Here is a 20,268-nt window from a genome sequence, read left to right on the forward strand (position 1 = left end):
ATTATCGAATTCTTTTATGTAGAGTTTATTAAACGATACCAGCCATGACAACACTTCTTGTCACTACATATACTAATGTGAGCATTAAAATGACCATTGCCTTATCGATATCGTCATGATCATATCCTGTACTTGTATACTGGTTGGAGATATAATTAATCTTTGGAGAAATCCGAAGATAAATCTTGTAATAAAGCAGATAGACCAGAATGCCTACGATGATACCGATAATCATGCCGCAAAGAATATCTGAAGGGTAATGTACACCTAGATATAATCGCGTCCAACAGTTTATGAGAGACCATATTACCAGTGTTATCGTGAGCAATTTACTACGGATAAGTAAGGAGAAGAAAACAGCCAGCGACATCGTATTGGCAGCATGTGCAGAGCAGAAGCTATAACCCTTCAGACGGATATTGTCCACAACCTGCACCATATACTTGAATGTAGGATCATTTGAAGGTCTCCATCTCTCAGCCAGCTGTTTGATGATGCCGTCAACCAGTCCATCAGCAAATAGAACGCAGAAGATTGCGCTTCCCACCACCAGGGCTATCTGCCCCATCGTCTCATTGTTGCGCATAACAACAAAAAAGAGCATGACGTAGAGTGGTATCCACGTCAGGCCCGATGTTAATATCTGTACCATCTGGTCAAGCATGATGTTGTCGCTACCATTGAAGATGCTCAACACCTGCATGTCCATGTCTTGTATTTTACTGAAATCCATTATATTTCTTCTATATGTTTGGTTTCTATCCAACCTTCTCTGCCATCAGCAACACGAATGCCTCGCCATCCATTTATTGTCTTGTCGGTAATATCCACCCGGGTTCCTTCATGCAGGACAAACAAGTCAGCACTTTGTTTGGCAGGTGTCTTCTTGATATTTACCGATGGTTCCATAATGATGGCACCCGTCCTGTTTATCAGAACCTGTTTCTGCTGATAGGCAAACAGATTACTTATCAGGAAGGAAATCAGGAAGAATAAGCCTCCGAAAAATCCTATCTTGCGCATGAAGAGCTGAGGTCCAAAGAGATAAACCAATACGAGTATCAACGCCATGATGATACTGAAGATTCCAATCTTTGCCCAATTGTCTACACTCGTGTAGTTGACAAGCATCCTGTACCATGTGACGAAGAACATTTCTGATGCCGGTGTAATCTTGTCAATGGTCTTGCTTCTTGCAAACTGGAGATTGAAATTGATGTCCTCATCTCCCGGGGCGTATAAGTGAGCACGCTCATAGTTGAGCACAGCCTTCGTGATATTGTCTGTACGGAAATAAGCATTGCCGAGATTATAATAGATGGCAGCAGATGCCCTAGTCTTCAATATCTCCTCGTAATCACGAATAGCTTGCTGATAATTACCTTTCTGATACTCTGTATCTGCATTCTGTTTGGTGATGGCACTAGCCTCAAGAGTGAAGCCAAGCATCATTGCCAGAAGCATGATGAGGGAATATCCGTTGCGATTGGTCTTGCGCTTCTTACGTGCCATATTGATTGCATTCTCTATTTCCATGATTCCTGTTATTGCAGCATTGAATGTATGATTCATATTACCCACTGAATCGCCTGGTGCATAACGCTCGAATTCACACTCATCAATAGCTGTAGTAAACTTCTTGATGGTATCTTCGTCTACGTTGTGAGAAATCATTTTCTCGCGGATATTTTCACGATTCAGCTTTTCTACAGGTATATTCAGTTTGTAACTGATATATCCCCATAAAGCACGTAATACTTCATCATAAAACTCTCCCTGTTTGTGCTTTACCATCAAGAGATGAGCTTTCTTCAAGCGCTTGGTTGCCATCTTCTTTGCCTTGTTGGAGCGCATCTTGACGATGTCGGCATTTTCCATAGCTCTGCGATGGAAGATGATAATCAATGCGATGAAAGCAAGCAGAGGAATCAACAGACAGATCCAATAGCTTGCGCTGCCATAAAACATGTCGTTGATGTTCTGGTGACAGTCTTTGCCGAGCTTCAGGGTATGAATGTCCTTGTCTTTGTTGAAATCAGCACCTTCATTGCTGTTACTTGAGCCGTCACCCTTATCAACCTTGATGGTGAATGGTTGAGTCTTGATGGTCTTATACCTGGATGATGATGTATCATAATAGGTAAATTCGATGGCTGGTATGGTATACTGACCTTGATTGCGAGGTACCGCAAGGAAGTCGTAAATCATATTGCCCTCCAGACCATTGGCAGTAAGTCGGGTTTTGTCTGTTATTTTTGCATCATACTGATCGAAGTCTTTCGGGAATTCGATAATAGGCTGTTTCAGCAGCTTCAGATTTCCGATACCTCCTACAACCACACGTATATTGATGGGTTCGCCGGCTTTTACTTCTTTCTTGTCTATAGTGGCAGAAATATTAAACTTACCTACTCCACCTGAGAAATCAGCAGGACGTTGCGGTAATGGGTCAACCGAAATGGTAATACCCGGAGCCTTGATATCCTTGTGAACCTCAATATAACCGGAACCTCCATTAAAGAAAGCTTCCATAGGATCAATATTACGGTTTTGCTGGACAACGATTCCCTTGAAATTGATGGAAGGTATTTCCAGCTTTCCTGTCATCTGTGGATACATGACGTATTGACTCCAGGTCACGCATTTGTATGGTCGGCCGTTGACCATCTCTGTATGGAACTGCTTCTGTTGAGGAAGCGGAACTTCCTGAGTATGAAAACCTTTCAAATCAGGCATCTTACCCTCCAATTGGGTAAGTTCAACCAAAGTATAAACCTTATAAGTCAGCAAGATAGGTTCTTGTTCTGTGACATGTTTCTTGTTGGCAGAAACCTTGATGAAGAGGTCGCTGCCAGAAATGCTGGAACCAGCCTGTCGCATATGAGGTTCATCATTATCATTTCTTCCATGCATCTTGGTAGAACCATTAGGATTACGGGCAGCCTGTCCGGTAACATTAATCTTAACAGCGCGGGATGCCAGTTTCTTTCCCCCTACAAGGACCTGGGAAGAACCGATGGTGAAAACACCATTCTTGGCTGCATAAAGCGTATAAGTAATCGTTACGGAAGAAGATGATGATGTATGTCCGTTTATCATCTGATAACTGGACTGTTGCGATGTGTATGGACCAGCAATGACCTCCAGCCCGTTCGGCACGTTTCCCATGCGGAATTCCTCCACGTCGCGTGCATTGATGGTATACGCAACACGGAAGTTTTCACCTGCCGCTACATGGGATGGAGCCGATACTTTCAGGTGTTGGGCAACAGCATTTATGCTGGCGCTCATCAGTATCATCAAGATGATAGTAAACCTACCTATATGTTTCATATTTATTATCTAATTACAAATTATATTCTTTATCTTACAAATGAATATCTAAAGAGACAGAGCTACCAGTTTTTGTCATATACCTTTCGGCGTGGCTGGCTCATTGCCTTCTGCATCTTGCGCTTCGTAGCTTTCTCTTGCTGGATAGCAGCGTTCAAGAGCTGTTCGGCATTGTCGCGACTCATTTTTTCCTGATTCTGCTTGTTCTTGTCAGAATTATTCTTGTCCTGATTCTTGTTTTGCTTATCTTTGTTTTGGTCGTTCTTATTTTGCCCGTCCTTATTTTTGTTCTTGTCGTTCTTCTTGTCCTTGTTTTTATCGTTTTTATTCTTGTCCTTATTGTTCTTGTTATTTTGATTCTGCTGGTTGTTCTTGAGCAACTTTTTGCAGAGGGCAAGATTATAACGAGTCTCATTGTCTTGAGGGTTGCATCTTAAAGCCATCTTGTAATACTCGATGGCCTGTGCATATTCCCGGTGGTTTTGCATCACTACTCCCATATTGTGATAGCTCTTGGAGCGGCGGAAGATATTGCTCTCCAATTGTGCAGCATTACCAAACTGAACCATTGCCAGTGAATCTTTCTGCTGCGCCAGCAAGGCACAGCCAAGGTTATATATCGCCTGTGGATTCTTCTGATTCTTGGAGATAGCCTTGCGATATTGGGTCTCAGCAGCTGCCCACTTCTGGGACTTGAAAGCCCTGTTTCCCTGGCGTATCAAGTTGCGGTCGGTTTGTGCGTCAGCGTTTGTCCCACCTCCCAACAGAAAAGCTACCGTTACTATTATATAATGTATATAATGTATATAGTTCATATCTTATATCATTTCTTCAAATCTTTCTTAAAGAACTTGATGTTCCTAAGCATCGGATTCTTCACTTCCATCATGCAGACCTCAACGAGGAGCAAGAGTATAATCAAGATTCCTACAGCCTGGAACTGTTCGTCATAAGCACTGTAGATGACACTGGTCATATCCCCTTTCTGCAATTTTGCCAAGTCATCGTTGAGCGCTTTTTCTACATCGCTAGTATTATCTACATGGATATACTGTCCTTTGCCAGCCTGTGCCAATTCGTGGCACATCTGCTCATTCAAGGCGGTCATTACCGTATTGCCGGCATTATCTGTCAGATAAGAGCCGTCTCCCATAGGGATTGGAGCACCCTTGGCGTTACCGATACCCAGGATAAACACGTTGATGCCTTTCTTGTTGGCCATCTGGGCTGCATCCTGAGCACCCACCTCATGGTTCTCACCATCAGTTATCACGATGATAGCCCTACCGATGTTTTCCTGCTGGGTGAAACTCTTTGAGGCAAGACTGATAGCCTGGGCTATGTTGGTGCCTTGAGTTTGTATCAAGCTTGGCGAAATGTTCTGCAGGAACATCTTGGCAGAAACATAGTCGCTGGTGATAGGCAACTGCACGAAGGCATCGCCAGCAAAGACGATAAGACCAATCTTGTCGTTGCTGAAGTTATCTACCAGATTCTCTATCAGCATCTTGCTCTTGTCTAGACGGGATGGAGCCACATCTTCTGCCAGCATGGAATTGGAAATGTCCAGACAGATCATAGTCTCGATTCCGTTGCGCTTGTCGTGAGAAACCTTGCTACCCATCTGCGGTCGCGCCACCATCACGATAAGTAATGCCAGGGCTGCAAGCATCAGCACGAATTTCACCGTTGGGCGGTATTTGGATATGTCGGGCATCAGCTGTTTGAGCAACTCAGGGTCTCCCAGTCTTCTCAGTTTTGCCCTTCTTTTTCTCCAACCGATAAAGCGTACCAGTATGAGTACCGGGATTATCCATAGAAGCCAGAGAAATATAGGATCTTCAAATCTTAACATTGTTCTATATATTTATGGTATTCTTCTGAGCCAAGTAATGCGCAGCAAAATCTCCAGGAGCAATACCAGGAGTGCTGCCAAGGCAAAAGGCTGATAAGCCTCATAGCGTTTGGCATAATGCTTCACATTGAATTTTGACTTCTCCAGTTTGTCGATATCTTGATAAATCTTCTTCAACTCCGCATTGTTGGTAGCACGATAGAAGTTACCGTCTGTGGTTTGCGCAATGTCGCGCAGGGTCTGCGTGTCAATTTCTACTGGAATATTGACATATTGCACACCACCAGCTACTGGCATTGGGTATGGAGCCACCTTGTTGGTTCCCACGCCGATGGTATAAACACGGATGCCATAGCTCTTGGCAATTTCTGCAGCAGTCATAGGCGATATGTCGCCCATGTTGTTACTGCCATCCGTCAAGAGAATCACCACCTTGCTCTTAGACTTGGAATCCTTCAATCGGCTTACTGCATTTGCCAAACCCATACCTACAGCAGTACCATCATCGATGAGTCCGCGTGCGGCAATGTCAGTTCTTGTATCTTGCAACAGGCGCAGCAGACTGGCATGATCGGTAGTCATTGGACATTGGGTGAATGCTTCACCTGCAAAGATGGTCAAGCCGATATTGTCGGTAGGACGACCTGAGATAAACTCATTTGCCACATCCTTAGCCGCTTCCATTCGGTTTGGCTTCAGGTCTTCAGCAAGCATGGAGGTTGATACGTCCATAGCAAGCATGATGTCAATTCCCTCCACAGTCTTGTTGTCCCAAGAATGATGAGTCTGTGGGCGAGCCATGGCACACACAATGAGCACAAAGGCGATGCATCTCAGTACCATAGGCAGATGGATGAGTCGCACTCGAAGACTCTTTGGCGCATACTGATACATTCGGGTATCGCTCATGCGCATAGTTGGCTCACTTTTCTTTCTCCCAAGAAAATACCATAAGATATAAGGTATCAGCAACAGGAGTAGCAGAAAATATGCTTTACTTGCAAATTCCATTTCTTATAACATTTATAGTTTGCATCACTCTGATGATTTTGTCTATCAGTGATGGTTTTACATCAACAGCATGACAACTTGATAGATGATATAGCCTAAGATAGCAACAGCGCTGAAGCCTCCTATCCAAAGCAGCGTTTTGATGAAGCGGCGTTGCTGCTGAGACTTCTGGTCCTCGCTGCTGAGCGTAGGCACAATTTTCTCTTCCTTAGGCAGCTCATTGGTCTTCGTCTGGTCGATGAAGTTAATTGCATTTACCAGGTTGGCATCATTTTCATTCATCGGAATCTCGTATTTGGCGAACTTGACGAGGTCGGCTGTTGAGAAGAGCATTCTCAATTCGTCAATCATCTTCTGATCGCCAGAAGCACGCAGGTTCTCAATGATTTCAGTACTGGTCATCTCCATGGCATTGAAACCAAACCGATTTACTATATATTCACGCAGCGCATTGGTAAGGTGAGTATAGTACTCCTTCTGTGTTTCCTGGTTCGATGTACTGTGATGCTGTTTGATGTAGTTAATCTCTTTCAATGCCTTCTCATGGGCAGGCACACGTTTGATGATACGGATGCGGGCAATGATAGGCTTATTCTTCTTCAATCGGTTGCGCAGATAGAGCATTGCTCCACAGACGATTAACAGCAGAAAGCTCAACCAAAAGGCGAAGCTCCACTCACTCCAGAGGAAGGGATTCTCCTGCACCGTCTTGGGAGGATAGAACTGATTGGGATGAACCGTATCCACGGGTACTGTGAGCACCTTCAGCGCCAATGGGTTGCCGTGGCAGTTCTTACCGTCTATCTTCACATTGAGTGCCGGGATGGCATACACCTTCTCATCAAAAGATGTGATGGTATAGTCGCGGCTTACCACCATCTGGTTGTCACCTAGATGCATGGTGTCACCCTTGCTCTGCTCCACCACCTCAACACCTGGAACTATCTGGACCTGAGGCTTGAAGAATGGCATCACCACCTTGGCACCCTTTCGGGCTGTAGCCTTAAGGTGCAGGATGGTCTGCTGTCCGATAAGCATCTGCAAAGAATCGATGCGCTGTTCCACTGTCTGGCTGAAAGCCAAACCAGAACAGCCCATAAGAGCCATTGTCAATATGATATTCTTAATTTTCAACATTGTTGCTTTACTTTGAACTTTGAGCTTTGAACTTTAAACTTTATGATTAGTAAAGCCGTAGAATTCTTCACTCTTCACTCAATTTAACCTCTTTGTTTGAACAGTGCCAGGAGCGACTTCGAAAAGTCCTCATTGGTTGCGACTGATGTCCAATCCACCTTGCTTTTGGCAAAGAGCTGGCGCAAGTTGTCCTGGCGTCGGAACCAGTTCTGTGCATGAGCCACTCTCAACTTTTTGGAACTGGTGTCGATATACATCTCATGCCCTGTCTCTGCATCCATTACTTTCAGCAATCCTACGTCAGGCAACTGTTTGGCTCTCGGGTCATATACCTGAATGCCCACCACATCATGTTTCTGGTTGGCAATCTGCAAGGCATGCTGATAATCCTTCTGGTCGTAAAAGTCACTGATGAGGAAAGCCGTACAGTGACGTTTCATCACGCGTGTGAAGTATTCCAAGGCACAGCCGATGTTGGTACGCTGGCTCTGAGGGTGGAAGTCGAGCATTTCTCTGATGATATAAAGAATATGCTTTCTACCCTTCTTAGGTGGAATGTATTTCTCTATTCTGTCGGAAAAGAAGATGACACCTATCTTGTCGTTGTTCTGGATGGCACTGAAAGCCAAGGTGGCAGCTATCTCGGTTGCAAGGTCGCGCTTCATCTGGCGCATCGTACCAAAGTCGAGCGAGCCACTCACATCCACCATCAACATCACGGTAAGCTCTCGTTCCTCTTCGAACACCTTGACGAAAGGACGATGAAAACGTGCCGTGACATTCCAGTCGATATCTCTCACGTCGTCACCATACTGGTATTCGCGCACCTCGGCAAAGGCCATACCCCTGCCCTTGAAGGCAGAATGGTACTGACCGGCAAAGATGTTCTGGCTCAATCCGCGAGTCTTGATCTCAATCTTCCGAACTTTCTTTAAGATATCTTGTGTATCCAACTTATTACTTTGAACTTATTTACTTTGAACTTTGAACTCCTTTACATTGAGCTTTGAACTTTGAACTTTGAACTTTATGATTAGCTAAGCAAATGAATTCTTCACTCTTCGTTCTTCACTCTTCACTTCCTTCATCAAGGCACTTCCACCTTGTTGATGATACGGCTTACGATTTCCTCGCTGGTCACTTCGCTAGCCTCAGCCTCGTAGGAGAGACCGATACGATGGCGGAGCACATCGTGAGCCACAGCACGAACATCTTCAGGAATCACGTAACCACGGTGCTTGATGAAAGCATAGGCGCGGGCAGCCTTGGCAAGGGAAATGCTGGCACGAGGACTACCGCCGAAGGTAATCATGTCCTTCAGGTCGCCCAAACCATAACGGTCAGGATAACGGGTAGCGAAGACGATGTCGGCTATATACTGCTCAATCTTCTCATCGATATACACCTCGTTCACGATGCTGCGGGCCTTCAGGATTTCTTCTGCTGTAGTTACTGGAGTAACCGTTGGCAGACCGCCCTGAATATTCTCACGGATGATGAGCTTTTCTTCCTCGATAGTTGGATAGTCAATGATGACCTTGAGAAGGAAACGGTCCACCTGAGCTTCAGGAAGCTGATAGGTTCCCTCCTGTTCTACCGGGTTCTGTGTTGCCATTACCAGGAACGGATTTGGCAATTTAAATGTCTGTTCGCCGATAGTAACCTGATGTTCCTGCATTGCCTCGAGCAAAGCACTCTGTACTTTGGCTGGAGCACGGTTGATTTCATCAGCCAGAACAAAGTTGGCGAACACCGGACCACGCTTTACATGGAAGGTTTCGTCTTTCTGAGAATAAATCTGTGTTCCCACCACGTCGGCAGGCAACAAATCTGGTGTAAACTGTATGCGGCTATAGTCTGCACTTACTAACTGTGACAATGTTTTGATTGCGAGAGTCTTCGCCAAACCAGGCACACCTTCAAGCAAGATGTGGCCGTCAGAGAGAAGACCGATGAGAAGACAGTCAACAAGGTGCTTCTGACCTACGATGACCTTGTTCATGCCCATTACCAAATTGGTAACAAACTGACTCTGTTGTTCAATCCGGATGTTCAACTCACGGATATCAATAGCTTCTGCCATAATTCTTATAATATTATTTTACGTTTTATTCTACTTTTTACGATGAATTAGGGTGCATATCTACACCCTCCCTCTTAAATCAAACGCAAAAGTACTGAATTATGGGGACAAAAGCGAATAATGCTAACTAAATAATATTAAAAATGTTTCACAAAAGCTATTTTTAGAAACTTTTAATGAAACCCTTCCTATATATGGAATCTTTCTTTCAATAAAATGTCATATTTAGGAAGGGCTGGATGATATAAGAAACCTTAGCGATTACGATGTTTCATATACCAGGGATGTACGACGAAATTATACAGGACAAGTGACAGACCTGTAAATATCATGCCTGGAATAAGCACTTCGTGAACGGTTGGGTTGAAGATGACGTTATTGACACCCGGAACTTGCTTGTAAGCATTTTCCAAAAACATAAAACCTATCGCAATACCTAATGATAGCCCAAATTCCCATGCCAGAAAGAAGGAACTGGTACTGGTGCCGCGCTGACAATGCTTGGCCAGCTTGATGTAGAAAAGCAGAAATCTGCTACCGATCACACCTATTCCCATACCTAGCAGCAAAGGCACAAGCACCTCTACGGCAAAGTCCTGGTCGTTTAATGAAACGAACTCGGCTGCTCCCATTAATACCAAGCCCACGAGAGCCTGACTCTTCAAGTCGGCATCGGCAAAGACATATTTCTCTGCAACAATAGCCATCAGCAGTCCTAACAGAAACATCAGGTAAACCGTCTGGTTATGAGGAATGGCAAAATACATTCCTGCGCCTATCAATATGAGTACAATATTGATGAACAGCGGGATGCCTTGTGGCAGGAAGAAACGGTCGTAACTGAAAAGCGGCAAGTGCTCAGAGGGAGCCTTGAAGGGGAACTTTACCAGCGATACAAGTACGAAAGCTCCAAGAGCCAACAGGGAAGCTACCGGAAAGATAAGGTGCATGTCTGAAAAATCATCAACAAGCCAAGCGATAATTGGTCCCGTGGCAATAGATAGTCGGGCGAACCAGGAGGTGATATAATTCGCCTCGGTGCGCTGGAAAGACTCGCAAGTGTCAATTACCAACGTGCTGGTCAGGGCCATTTGTGCCAGTCCTAAGAATGCGCCCTGTACTACTCGTGTTGCTACCAGAACTCCAAAGCCGAACTTGATGTTCCAGAAGGTCTCCAGATAATAGAGTGCAACGAGACTGATTGCCACGCAACAGATAGAAACCAGACATACTCTGTTACGGCGATAGCGTTGCAGGAGATAGGAACAGAAGCCACCCAGAAGGAATAAACCAAATCCGTAAGCACCTACTACAACTCCTATCTGCCAGTGACGATAACCTTCAATGGTCATAAAATAAGGTATGCCGATGATGAGCATGCAGACACTCGTCATCAGAAGCAGGTTGGCAAAACAGAGTCTCCAGAAGTCCCGATGCCATAATTTAATATGTATGGGCGTGTTTTGTGTATCCATAACCAAAAACTTTATGAACTATATGACGCAAAAATGTAGAGAGGAGGCTTAATAGCTCTCCTCTATGCTTGGATATTCTGTACTCTTAACGGCGTCGATGTATGCCTTCACACCCTTCTGCATCTCCTCGCCTACCTGGGCAAAGTGGCGCAGGAACTTTGGCTTGAAGCCTTGGGTCATACCAAGAGCATCAGCATAGACCAGAACCTGTCCGTTGCAACCGTTGCCGGCTCCGATACCGATAGTTACGGCTTTCACCTGTCGTGTTACTTCAGCCGCCAATTTAGCTGGAACCTTTTCCAGGACAATGGCGAATACGCCAGCCTTATCAAGAGCGATAGCATCGCTGATGAGCTTCTGAGCCTCAGCCTCATCCTTGGCACGGATACCATAACCACCAAACTTGTTGACGCTCTGTGGAGTGAGTCCAAGATGACCATGCACAGGAATACCGGCGTCTACCAGAGCCTTGACAGTATCAGCAATTTCGATGCCGCCCTCCAGCTTGAGTGCGTCTACTCCTGTCTCCTTCATCATGCGGCAAGCATTGCGAAAAGCCTCTTCCTTGCTGATCTGATAGCTGCCGAAAGGCATATCGCATACCACGAAGGCATGCTTGCAGGCACGAGCCACGCTACGGGCATGGTAAATCATCTGGTCAACAGTAATTGGCAAAGTATCTGCATTTCCAGCCATTACATTGCTGGCAGAATCGCCAATCAGGATGCTGTCGATGCCAGCGGCATCCAGAATGCCTGCAGTCGTAAAGTCGTAAGCTGTAAGCATTGTAACCTTCTCGCCTGCTGCTTTCATTTCAGCAAACGTCTTTGTTGTAATTTTCTTTTTGTCAGTAGATAAATATCCCATGATTATTATATTATCTTTTTCTGTATTTATTACTTCTTGATTACTTCTTGTTTTCTTCTACAACTTTCACTAAGTCGGCAAATGTAAAGCCAGAGTAATCGGCAATTACATAGTCGCTATATGGCTCAATCGACTCCTTGGAATTGGTAGTGGAAAGTCCGAGGGTGAATGCACCTGCAGCACGTACAGCCTTCAAGCCGTTGAAGCTGTCTTCCAGTCCTACGCACTCTTCCGGCTTGGCATCAAAGCATGCTGCGCCCTTCAGGTAGCAGTCCGGATCCGGTTTGCTCTTGGCGAAGTCTTCGCTGGTCAATACACGGTCAAAGTAGCCTTTGAATTCCGGGTGCTGTCTGTAGACATTCTGCATCTTCTGAACGTTGCTACTCGTTACTACAGCGCACTTTACACCATTCTGCTTCAAGTCTTTGATGAAGTCTTCGAAGCCAGTGATGTAAGGGTACGACATATTCTTCTCAAATTCATTGAGACGAGTAGTAATCTTATCCTGTTCTGACTTTGCATCGGTATAACCTTTGATATGAGCAAAAACAGAATCTTCAGAGAAGTACTTATCATAAATCTGTACTAATGTCTGTCCTTTGATGCGGTACTCGAAATCTGGGATTTCCGGATGATATTCACGTCCAATCATACCCCAGAAGATGGAATACTGTGATTCGGTTTCGAACACTACGCCATCCAGGTCAAATAATGCAGCCTTTATCATATTAACTATTCTATAATATCTGTTATGTTTTACTATCTAATTGAGTCGAACAAGCAGTTTTATGCATTTTTCTGCTCTACAACATCTTTTTTCGGATGCAAAGGTACACATTTTTTTAATAAGTTGGGACCAAAATCTAAATAAATATATAAAAAAAGCTATATAATTTTGTTTTGTCCACTAATTGCGTTAACTTTGCACCTTAATATATTAAAAGATTCACTTAAATAAGTAATATAAACGAAAGATAATAGAAGGATGAACATCATAGAGAAATATTTCACCCATCTTACTGATGAGCAGAAAAAGCAGATAGCAGCGCTCGATGAGCTGTATCGCGACTGGAACAACAAGATCAATGTCATCAGCCGTAAGGATATTGACAACCTTTATGAGCACCATGTGCTTCATTCCATGGCAATAGCCAAGGCCATCAATTTCCGTCCTGGTACAGAGATTCTTGACTTCGGATGTGGTGGCGGTTTCCCGGGTATTCCGCTTGCCATTCTCTTCCCAGAATGCCAATTCAAGCTCATCGATGGAACCGGCAAGAAGATTCGCGTGTGCAATGAGGTGGCTTCTGCCATCGGCTTGAAAAATCTTGTGGCTGAGCACTTGCGTGGTGAGGATGAGAAAGGAAAGTATGATTTCGTGGTAAGCCGTGCTGTGATGCAGTTGCCTGACCTGATGAAAATCATCAAGAAGAATTTCAAGAAGAAGGGGCAGAACGCTCTGCCTAATGGCTTGATTTGCCTGAAGGGCGGCAATCTGCAGGAAGAGCTCAAGGATTACCGCAATGTGGCAGAAATCACTCCGCTTAGCACCTTCTTCGAGGAAGAATGGTTCAAGCAAGACAAGCAGCTTATCTATGTTCCGGCGTAGAAGTGAAGAGTGAAGAACGAAGAGTGAAGAGTGAAGAGTGAAGAGTGAAGAATTCAATAGCCTTTACTAATCATAAAGTTCAATGTTCAAAGCGCAAAGTTCAAAGTAAAGGAGCGCAAAGTTCAAAATAAAGGAATTCAATGTTCAAAGTAAATAAAGTAAAATGTTACATATAGAAAGATTTCAAGTCAACATGTTGCAGGAGAACTGCTATGTTGTAAGTGATGAGACCAAGGAATGCGTCATCATCGACTGTGGAGCGTTCTATCCTGAAGAGCGCAATGCCATCACCCAATATATCCGTAAGAACGAACTGAAGCCGGTTCATCTGCTCGTTACCCATGGCCATCTTGACCACAACTTCGGCAACGACACCATCTATAAGGAGTTTGGCTTGAAGCCGGAAGTGGCTCAGGGCGATGAGAAGCTGATGAAGGGGCTGGCCCATCAGGCAGAGACCTTCTATCAGATGCAGCTGGATACGAAGTTCCCTCCTATCGGTCATTTCTTCGAGGAAGATGAAATCATCAAGTTCGGCAGCCATGAGTTCAAGGTTATTGAGACTCCTGGTCATAGCAACGGTTCCGTCACTTTCTATTGCGAGGCTGAGCATGTTGCGTTTACCGGCGATACCCTCTTCAAGAGTTCTATCGGCCGTACCGATTTCCCTGGTGGCAGTATGTTCCGAATCATCAACAGCCTGCGCCATCTGGGTATGCTCCCTGATGAAACCAAGGTGCTTCCTGGTCATGGCGATGCTACCAGCATTGGAGAGGAACTGGCGCACAATCCTTACATGGACCGATAATTTTAACCAGAGAATCAGAAATTGAAAAAGAATAATACAGAGAAGATCATTCTTGGAATTGACCCGGGAACCAACGTGATGGGCTATGGTGTGATACGCATCATGGGCAATAAGGCTGAGTTGGTGGTGATGGGTGTCATCGACATGCGCAAGGAGAAAGATCCCTATCTGCGACTCGGCAAGATATTCGAGCGGGTTACAGGCATCATCGATTCTTATCTCCCTGACGAGATGGCGATTGAGGCTCCCTTCTTTGGAAAGAACGTGCAGTCGATGCTCAAACTTGGTAGAGCTCAGGGAGTTGCCATCGCTGCTGCCATCCATCACGATGTGCCCATCCATGAATATGCTCCTCTGAAAATCAAGATGGCAATTACCGGACAGGGACAGGCATCCAAGGAACAGGTGGCTGCGATGCTGCAACGCATGCTCAACATCAAGGAGGATGAAATGCCGAAGTTCATGGATGCTACCGATGCACTGGGCGCTGCCTACTGCCATTTCCTGCAAATGGGCAGACCGGAGATCAGCGACAAGCATTATAGCAGCTGGAAGGACTTTGCACAGAAAAACCAGTCGCGCATTGGCGGCACCAACGGCATGACTGGGCCACAAGCCAAACTTCTGGCTGCCATCAATCGCACAACACATAAATAAAAATATAAGAGAGATGCAAAAGATTATTAGCATTAAGGATGGCGTGACTCGTATGCCGGAATGGCGTATGGCCGAGCCTGTAAACTTTGAGTCCTGCGAAGGTGAACATATCGCCATCGTTGGACCAAATGGTGGTGGAAAGTCGATGTTTGTTGACATCATTGTCGGCAGACACCCTCTGTTAATGCACGACCCTGATTATGATTTCTCACCTAGCACCAAAAAGATGGTGAGCGACAACATCAAGTATATCACCTTCCGTGATACCTATGGTGGCGACAACGACCGCACATATTTCCTCCAGCAGAGATGGAACCAGCTGGAAATAGATGAGAACACTCCGATTGTGAAGGATAAGCTGGAAGAGGCCTACAACATGGCGGGCAAAGATACTCCGGAGCGACGCAATTTGCAGAAGCATATCTATGAACTCTTCCACATGGAGCATCTGCTCGACAAATACACTATCCTCCTGAGCAGCGGCGAGCTGCGCAAGTTCAAGCTGGCTTCTACCCTCTTCTCAGAACCACGCGTCCTCATCATGGACAATCCGTTCATCGGACTCGATGCCGATACCCGCGACCAGCTGAAGGAACTCCTCAAGACTTTGGCACAGGAGCATGCCCTGCAGATTATCCTCGTATTGAGCAAGAGCGATGACATTCCTGACTTTATCACCCACGTAGTGGAAGTAAAGGACATGAAGGTTATGCCGAAGTTGGCCAAGGAAGAGTATCTGGCTCAGCGCACTCCAGTCCCAAGCCGGATGTTGAGTGATGAGCTAGAACAGGAAATCATCAATCTGCCGTATAGTGACCGTGAGTATAAGAGCCAGGAAGTGGTCAAGATGAACAAGGTTCGCATTCAATATGGCGAGCGCATCATCTTGAAGGATCTGGACTGGACCGTGAACAATGGTGAGCGTTGGGCGCTGAGCGGACAAAACGGAGCCGGAAAGAGTACCTTGCTGAGTCTGGTATGTGCAGACAACCCTCAGAGTTATGCCTGCAACATCGCCCTCTTCGGTAATCCTCGTGGCTGCGGCGAGAGTATCTGGGACATCAAGAAGCATATCGGTTATGTTTCTCCTGAGCTCCACCGCTCATACCAGCGCGACCTCCCTGCCATCAGAATCGTGGCAAGTGGCTTGATGGATTCCGTAGGACTTTACGTAAAGCCGAAGGATGAAGATATGGATAAGTGCCGCTTCTGGATGAAGGTGTTTGGACTGGAAGGATTGGAGGAGCGTGGCTTCCTGAAACTCTCAAGCGGTGAGCAGCGTCTGGTTCTTCTGGCTCGTGCCTTCGTGAAAGATCCGGAACTTCTTATCCTCGACGAACCTTTGCACGGTCTTGATAATTACAATCGCCGTCTGGTTAAGGACGTCATCGAAGCTTTTTGCAAGCGAAACAATAAGACCATGATCATGGTTACGCATTACAAGGAAGAACTTCCTGCATGTATCGACCATAGCATTTTCCTCATGCGTCATGCATGATGAATATCCACTTCTGTGCTCTTGCCTATACGGGTAAGAGCGCAGAAGGCATATAATGAGGACTTGGCATTACACCTTATTATATTAATAAACGAGTTTCTTTCCGTTAATGAAAGTTAACTTTAACAAAGTATTCGGTAATATTTTTCTATGTTCGGAAAATATTCATTACCTTTGCAGATAATTAAGAAAAGAGTTATGCCATGATGGCTCAGTTGGTAGAGCAACGCATTCGTAATGCGTGGGTCGCGGGTTCGAGTCCCGCTCGTGGCTCTCTTGTCATTATGTACGATAAGCTAATTCAAGCGAGATTAGCACATCGGTAGTGCACGGGCTTCCCAAGCCTGTGAGGCGGGTTCGACTCCCGTATCTCGCTCGTTCATCTTTCCAGAAGTTATGGAAAGATTTTTTTGTAAAGTTTCGTAAACCTTTACGCACGTTTTTTCAACATTTCCGATATAATGTACCGATTTTTTTTATACCTTTGCATCAGATTTCAGAAAGATAACAATATTGATTAAAGAAATAGATATGACATCTGGGATGGAACTAATAGTAAAACGAATAACAAACATAATAACAAATCATGAAAGAGCTTAAAGCATTAAACAAGCGCACTGCTCCTAAGAGCGTCGCTCCAGAGAAAATTATTCAGTTTGGTGAAGGTAACTTCCTCCGTGCATTCGTTGATTGGATTGTATGGAATATGAATAAGAAAACTGACTTCAACGGTTCTGTTGTTGTCGTTCAGCCATTGCCTGGCGGTATGGTAGACTGGTTGAACGGTCAGGATTGCCTCTATCACGTGAACCTTCAGGGCAAAGAGAACGGTCAGGCTGTCAACACATTGGAGCGTATCGACGTTATCAGCCGTGCATTGAACCCATATTCTCAGAACCAGGCTTTCATGGCTTTGGCTGAGCAGCCAGAGATGCGTTTCATCATCTCTAACACAACTGAGGCTGGTATTGCATTCGATGATTCCTGCAAGTTCACAGATGCTCCAGCTGCTTCTTACCCAGGTAAGTTGGTTCAGTTGCTGTTCCAACGCTACAAGTTCTTCGAGGGCGACCCAACCAAGGGTATGATTTTGATGCCTTGCGAGCTGATCTTCTTGAACGGTCACCACTTGAAGGAGTGCATCTATCAGTATATCGAGCTTTGGAAGGAAGACATGGGTGCTGACTACGAGGGCTTCAAGGAGTGGTTCACCAACCACTGCTATGTTTGCGCTACACTCGTAGACCGTATCGTTCCTGGCTTCCCACGCGACACCATCAAGGAAATCCAGCAGAAGGTTTGCTACAAGGATAACCTCGTAGTAAAGGCTGAGAGCTTCCACCTCTGGGTAATCGAGAAGGCTGAGAACATGACTGTAGAGCAGATGCAGGAAGAGTTCCCTGCTCACAAGGCTGGTCTCCACGTTCTCATCACAGACAACGAGAAGCCATACCACGAGCGTAAGGTTACTCTCCTGAATGGCCCTCACACAGTATTGAGCCCTGTTACATACCTCAGCGGTGTGAACATCGTTCGCGATGCTTGCGAGCACCCAGTATTGGGCAAGTACATCCACAAGGTACAGTTCGAAGAATTGATGCAGACATTGAACCTCCCTATGGACGAGCTTCAGAAGTTCGCTTCTGACGTATTGGAGCGCTTCGAGAACCCATTCGTTGACCACCAGGTAACCAGCATCATGCTGAACTCATTCCCTAAGTTCGAGACTCGCGACCTCCCAGGCGTAAAGATCTACTTGGAGCGTAAGGGTGAGTTGCCACAGGGATTGGTATTCGGTCTTGCTGCCATCATCACTTACTATAAGGGTGGTGTTCGTGAGGACGGTGCTCCTATCCAGCCAAACGACGACCAGAAGATCATGGACAAGCTCACAGAGCTTTGGGCTACTGGCGACACCCAGAAGGTAGCAGAAGGCGTACTCGGCTTCGACTACATCTGGCATGAGAACCTGAACGAGACAGTTCCAGGCTTGACAGAGTTGGTTAAGAAGGACCTCGACCTCATTCAGGAGAAGGGTATGTTGGAGGCTGTGAAGACTATCCTCTAATCTTCAATTGACTAATATAAGGTAAAAAGATATGTAATAGAGTCCGGTAAGATGAAGTGATGCTTCATTCTTGCCGGACTTATTTTGTTGAAGGTGAAAAAGTCACTCGTCACTCGTCACTTTTAATTTTTTGAGATATTGTCTTATTGTTAAAAAGAAGATATCATATTAATATATATATTATATTTCTTATATAATAATGTACGCGCGAACATTAATATATATATAATTATTATAATCTTTTATTCTTAAGGCTTATCAACCTACTTTTGGAAAAAGAGGAAAAAACAAAAAGTGACGAGTGACGAGTGACTTTATCACTTTTTGTGGAAGAAGGATACTGCTCATCTGCCAGCTGCCGATGGAGCTGAAAATACGTGGCGACGCAGCCGGAACTACGTCGGGACGTAGAGGTTGCTACGTCGGGACGCAGTTGAGACTACGTCAGGACGTATTTTTGTCTATCTCTCCATGCTGTTGGACAAGGCATGAAAGACCCGTTGATTTACGACAGATACAGCCAGTAAATAGCAAAGAGAACGGCAATCATGATGACGCCTACTGCCATTTTAATCATGCAGGTGGCTACCTTTTTCAGAATAAACAGGCCCACCACCAGGACTACTAGCGCAAAAGCATAATAAAGGAAATTATCCATTGCGTCCCTCCTTTCTGAATGGTTTGTGGTTTGCATGATTTGGCTTATTGCCAGCATCATAAGGCTTATTGTCTTCCTTCATGGCTCTGATGAACTCATTAGGAATTGGAGTTTCAAACTCCATTGGCTGATGAGTCACCGGATGATAGAAGCAGAGCACATAAGCATGCAGGCAAAGACGGCCGCATGGGTCATCACCGTTTCCGTACTTGATGTCGCCACAGATAGGATGGCCCATATCTGCTGTATGTACACGAATCTGGTTCTTTCTACCCGTCTCCAGCTTATATTCTACCAGGGAATGCTCGGTAGTGCGCTGCAATGTATGAAAGTGGGTTACTGCATATTTGCCGCCATTGTCTGTTTCGCTGGCATAAGTAATATATGCCTTGTTGTCCTTCAACCAGTTGGCAACGGTTCCCTCGTCTTCCTCCATCTCTCCGGAAACCAGGGCAACGTATCGGCGGTCGTATACGTTGTGGTGCCAGTCATCCTCCAGCGCAAGCTCGGTCTGCTTGTCCTTGGCGTAAATCATCAATCCCGAAGTGTCACGGTCAAGACGGTGAACTACGTGAGCCTGGCAGTTCTGGCGGGTCTTGTGGAAGTAATCATCCAGTACGGTCTTTACGTTGAGCGTAGAATGTCCGGCAGCCATACTGAGGATGCCCACGTTCTTTTCAACCACGATGACGTAGCGGTCTTCATAAACAATCTTGATGTATCTGCTCTTGAAAACCTCCTGGTTCTTCTTGGTCTTGCTTACGCTCACCTTCATGCCAGGTTTCAGAGCATAGTCGAACTGGGTGATGGTCTTGCCATCCACCTTGATTCCTCTACCCTGCAGCGTCTGCTTCACCTTGGTCTTGCTGGGACCCTTTACGTTCTCCATCAGCCATTCCAACAACTGCGCCGGCTTCTCCACCTTGTAGTGGTCATATTCATTCGGATTGCCATAGCCGTAAGCATTGTTGGTATGCTTATTAAAATAGCCTTTATTATTTTGTTGTTTCATTTTCAATTTGCTGTTTCGTGTTATTTATATCTATTTGTTCTTAACACATATTCAACGGTATTGGGATATCGTTGATGCCTTTTAGCATGCAAAAGTAAGACTTTTCTGCAAAATGACAAAAAAGAGCTGTGTTTTTAACTAAAAAAAAGCAACTTTTACCAATAAATCATTGATATACAAATATTTTTTCGTAACTT

The 20,268-nt window shown here is 45.2% G+C and carries 17 protein-coding genes, 2 tRNA genes and 1 pseudogene; 7 read left to right on the forward strand and 13 right to left on the reverse strand.

The window, feature by feature from the left end:
• Positions 1-28: 28 nt before the first annotated feature.
• From ACTQ53_RS04485 to ACTQ53_RS04535, 11 genes are all read right to left on the reverse strand, one after another.
• Positions 29-733 carry a phosphatase PAP2 family protein gene (locus ACTQ53_RS04485; protein ID WP_441932218.1) on the reverse strand — a complete coding sequence of 235 codons (705 nt, stop codon included), beginning with the start codon at positions 731-733 and terminating at the stop codon, positions 29-31.
• Positions 733-3,333, reverse strand: a complete 2,601-nt coding sequence (locus ACTQ53_RS04490; protein ID WP_441932219.1) for a BatD family protein — start codon at positions 3,331-3,333, stop codon at positions 733-735. The genes ACTQ53_RS04485 and ACTQ53_RS04490 overlap by 1 nt, the downstream gene beginning before the upstream one ends.
• 62 nt (positions 3,334-3,395) lie before the next feature.
• A complete protein-coding gene (locus ACTQ53_RS04495) occupies positions 3,396-4,148 on the reverse strand; it encodes a tetratricopeptide repeat protein (RefSeq protein ID WP_441932220.1) in 753 nt (250 codons plus the stop codon).
• A gap of 8 nt (positions 4,149-4,156) precedes the next feature.
• Positions 4,157-5,188 (reverse strand): VWA domain-containing protein, encoded by a 1,032-nt coding sequence (locus ACTQ53_RS04500; RefSeq protein WP_441932222.1) that lies wholly within the window; start codon positions 5,186-5,188, stop codon positions 4,157-4,159.
• Positions 5,189-5,200: 12 nt separating this feature from the next.
• Positions 5,201-6,199: a vWA domain-containing protein gene (locus tag ACTQ53_RS04505; protein WP_153121812.1), complete on the reverse strand. Its 999-nt coding sequence runs from the start codon at positions 6,197-6,199 to the stop codon at positions 5,201-5,203.
• Between the two features lie 57 nt (positions 6,200-6,256).
• On the reverse strand, positions 6,257-7,336 hold the full coding sequence (locus ACTQ53_RS04510; protein ID WP_441932225.1) for a hypothetical protein: 1,080 nt from the start codon (positions 7,334-7,336) through the stop codon (positions 6,257-6,259).
• Between the two features lie 83 nt (positions 7,337-7,419).
• Positions 7,420-8,289: a DUF58 domain-containing protein gene (locus ACTQ53_RS04515; RefSeq protein WP_218416869.1), complete on the reverse strand. Its 870-nt coding sequence runs from the start codon at positions 8,287-8,289 to the stop codon at positions 7,420-7,422.
• A 134-nt stretch (positions 8,290-8,423) separates the two neighbouring features.
• Positions 8,424-9,419: an AAA family ATPase gene (locus ACTQ53_RS04520; protein ID WP_441932227.1), complete on the reverse strand. Its 996-nt coding sequence runs from the start codon at positions 9,417-9,419 to the stop codon at positions 8,424-8,426.
• 254 nt (positions 9,420-9,673) lie between these two features.
• Entirely contained in the window at positions 9,674-10,894 is a 1,221-nt protein-coding gene (locus tag ACTQ53_RS04525; protein ID WP_294967603.1) for an MFS transporter, read from the reverse strand.
• Between the two features lie 48 nt (positions 10,895-10,942).
• Positions 10,943-11,761, reverse strand: a complete 819-nt coding sequence (panB, locus tag ACTQ53_RS04530) for a 3-methyl-2-oxobutanoate hydroxymethyltransferase (RefSeq protein WP_441932230.1) — start codon at positions 11,759-11,761, stop codon at positions 10,943-10,945.
• Positions 11,762-11,801: 40 nt separating this feature from the next.
• On the reverse strand, positions 11,802-12,488 hold the full coding sequence (locus ACTQ53_RS04535; protein WP_217759788.1) for an HAD family hydrolase: 687 nt from the start codon (positions 12,486-12,488) through the stop codon (positions 11,802-11,804).
• Between the two features lie 258 nt (positions 12,489-12,746).
• On the opposite strand from ACTQ53_RS04535, the gene rsmG reads away from it, so the two are divergent.
• From rsmG to ACTQ53_RS04570, 7 genes are all read left to right on the forward strand, one after another.
• The gene (rsmG, locus tag ACTQ53_RS04540) at positions 12,747-13,370 is read left to right on the forward strand and encodes a 16S rRNA (guanine(527)-N(7))-methyltransferase RsmG (protein WP_153121805.1); all 624 of its coding nucleotides are present in this window, start codon (positions 12,747-12,749) and stop codon (positions 13,368-13,370) included.
• A gap of 163 nt (positions 13,371-13,533) precedes the next feature.
• Positions 13,534-14,178 carry an MBL fold metallo-hydrolase gene (locus ACTQ53_RS04545; RefSeq protein WP_153121804.1) on the forward strand — a complete coding sequence of 215 codons (645 nt, stop codon included), beginning with the start codon at positions 13,534-13,536 and terminating at the stop codon, positions 14,176-14,178.
• Positions 14,179-14,199: 21 nt separating this feature from the next.
• Positions 14,200-14,835, forward strand: coding sequence for a crossover junction endodeoxyribonuclease RuvC (ruvC, locus tag ACTQ53_RS04550; protein ID WP_194256801.1), 636 nt, complete (start codon positions 14,200-14,202; stop codon positions 14,833-14,835).
• Positions 14,836-14,848: 13 nt separating this feature from the next.
• Entirely contained in the window at positions 14,849-16,333 is a 1,485-nt protein-coding gene (locus ACTQ53_RS04555; RefSeq protein ID WP_441932233.1) for an ATP-binding cassette domain-containing protein, read from the forward strand.
• A gap of 200 nt (positions 16,334-16,533) precedes the next feature.
• A tRNA-Thr gene (locus ACTQ53_RS04560) sits at positions 16,534-16,606 on the forward strand.
• Between the two features lie 32 nt (positions 16,607-16,638).
• Positions 16,639-16,709: transfer RNA gene (locus ACTQ53_RS04565), tRNA-Gly, on the forward strand.
• A gap of 210 nt (positions 16,710-16,919) precedes the next feature.
• Positions 16,920-18,401: a tagaturonate reductase gene (locus ACTQ53_RS04570; protein WP_441932235.1), complete on the forward strand. Its 1,482-nt coding sequence runs from the start codon at positions 16,920-16,922 to the stop codon at positions 18,399-18,401.
• 505 nt (positions 18,402-18,906) lie between these two features.
• Here the strand turns inward: ACTQ53_RS04570 and ACTQ53_RS04575 are convergent.
• Both ACTQ53_RS04575 and ACTQ53_RS04580 read right to left on the reverse strand, forming a co-directional pair.
• On the reverse strand, positions 18,907-19,059 hold the full coding sequence (locus tag ACTQ53_RS04575) for a sulfate transporter (protein ID WP_153121800.1): 153 nt from the start codon (positions 19,057-19,059) through the stop codon (positions 18,907-18,909).
• 76 nt (positions 19,060-19,135) lie between these two features.
• Positions 19,136-20,071: pseudogene (locus ACTQ53_RS04580) on the reverse strand (RluA family pseudouridine synthase); the annotation flags it as partial.
• Between the last annotated feature and the right edge of the window lie 197 nt (positions 20,072-20,268).

This window comes from Prevotella sp. Sow4_E9_plate (assembly GCF_052116205.1).
GTDB lineage: Bacteria > Bacteroidota > Bacteroidia > Bacteroidales > Bacteroidaceae > Prevotella.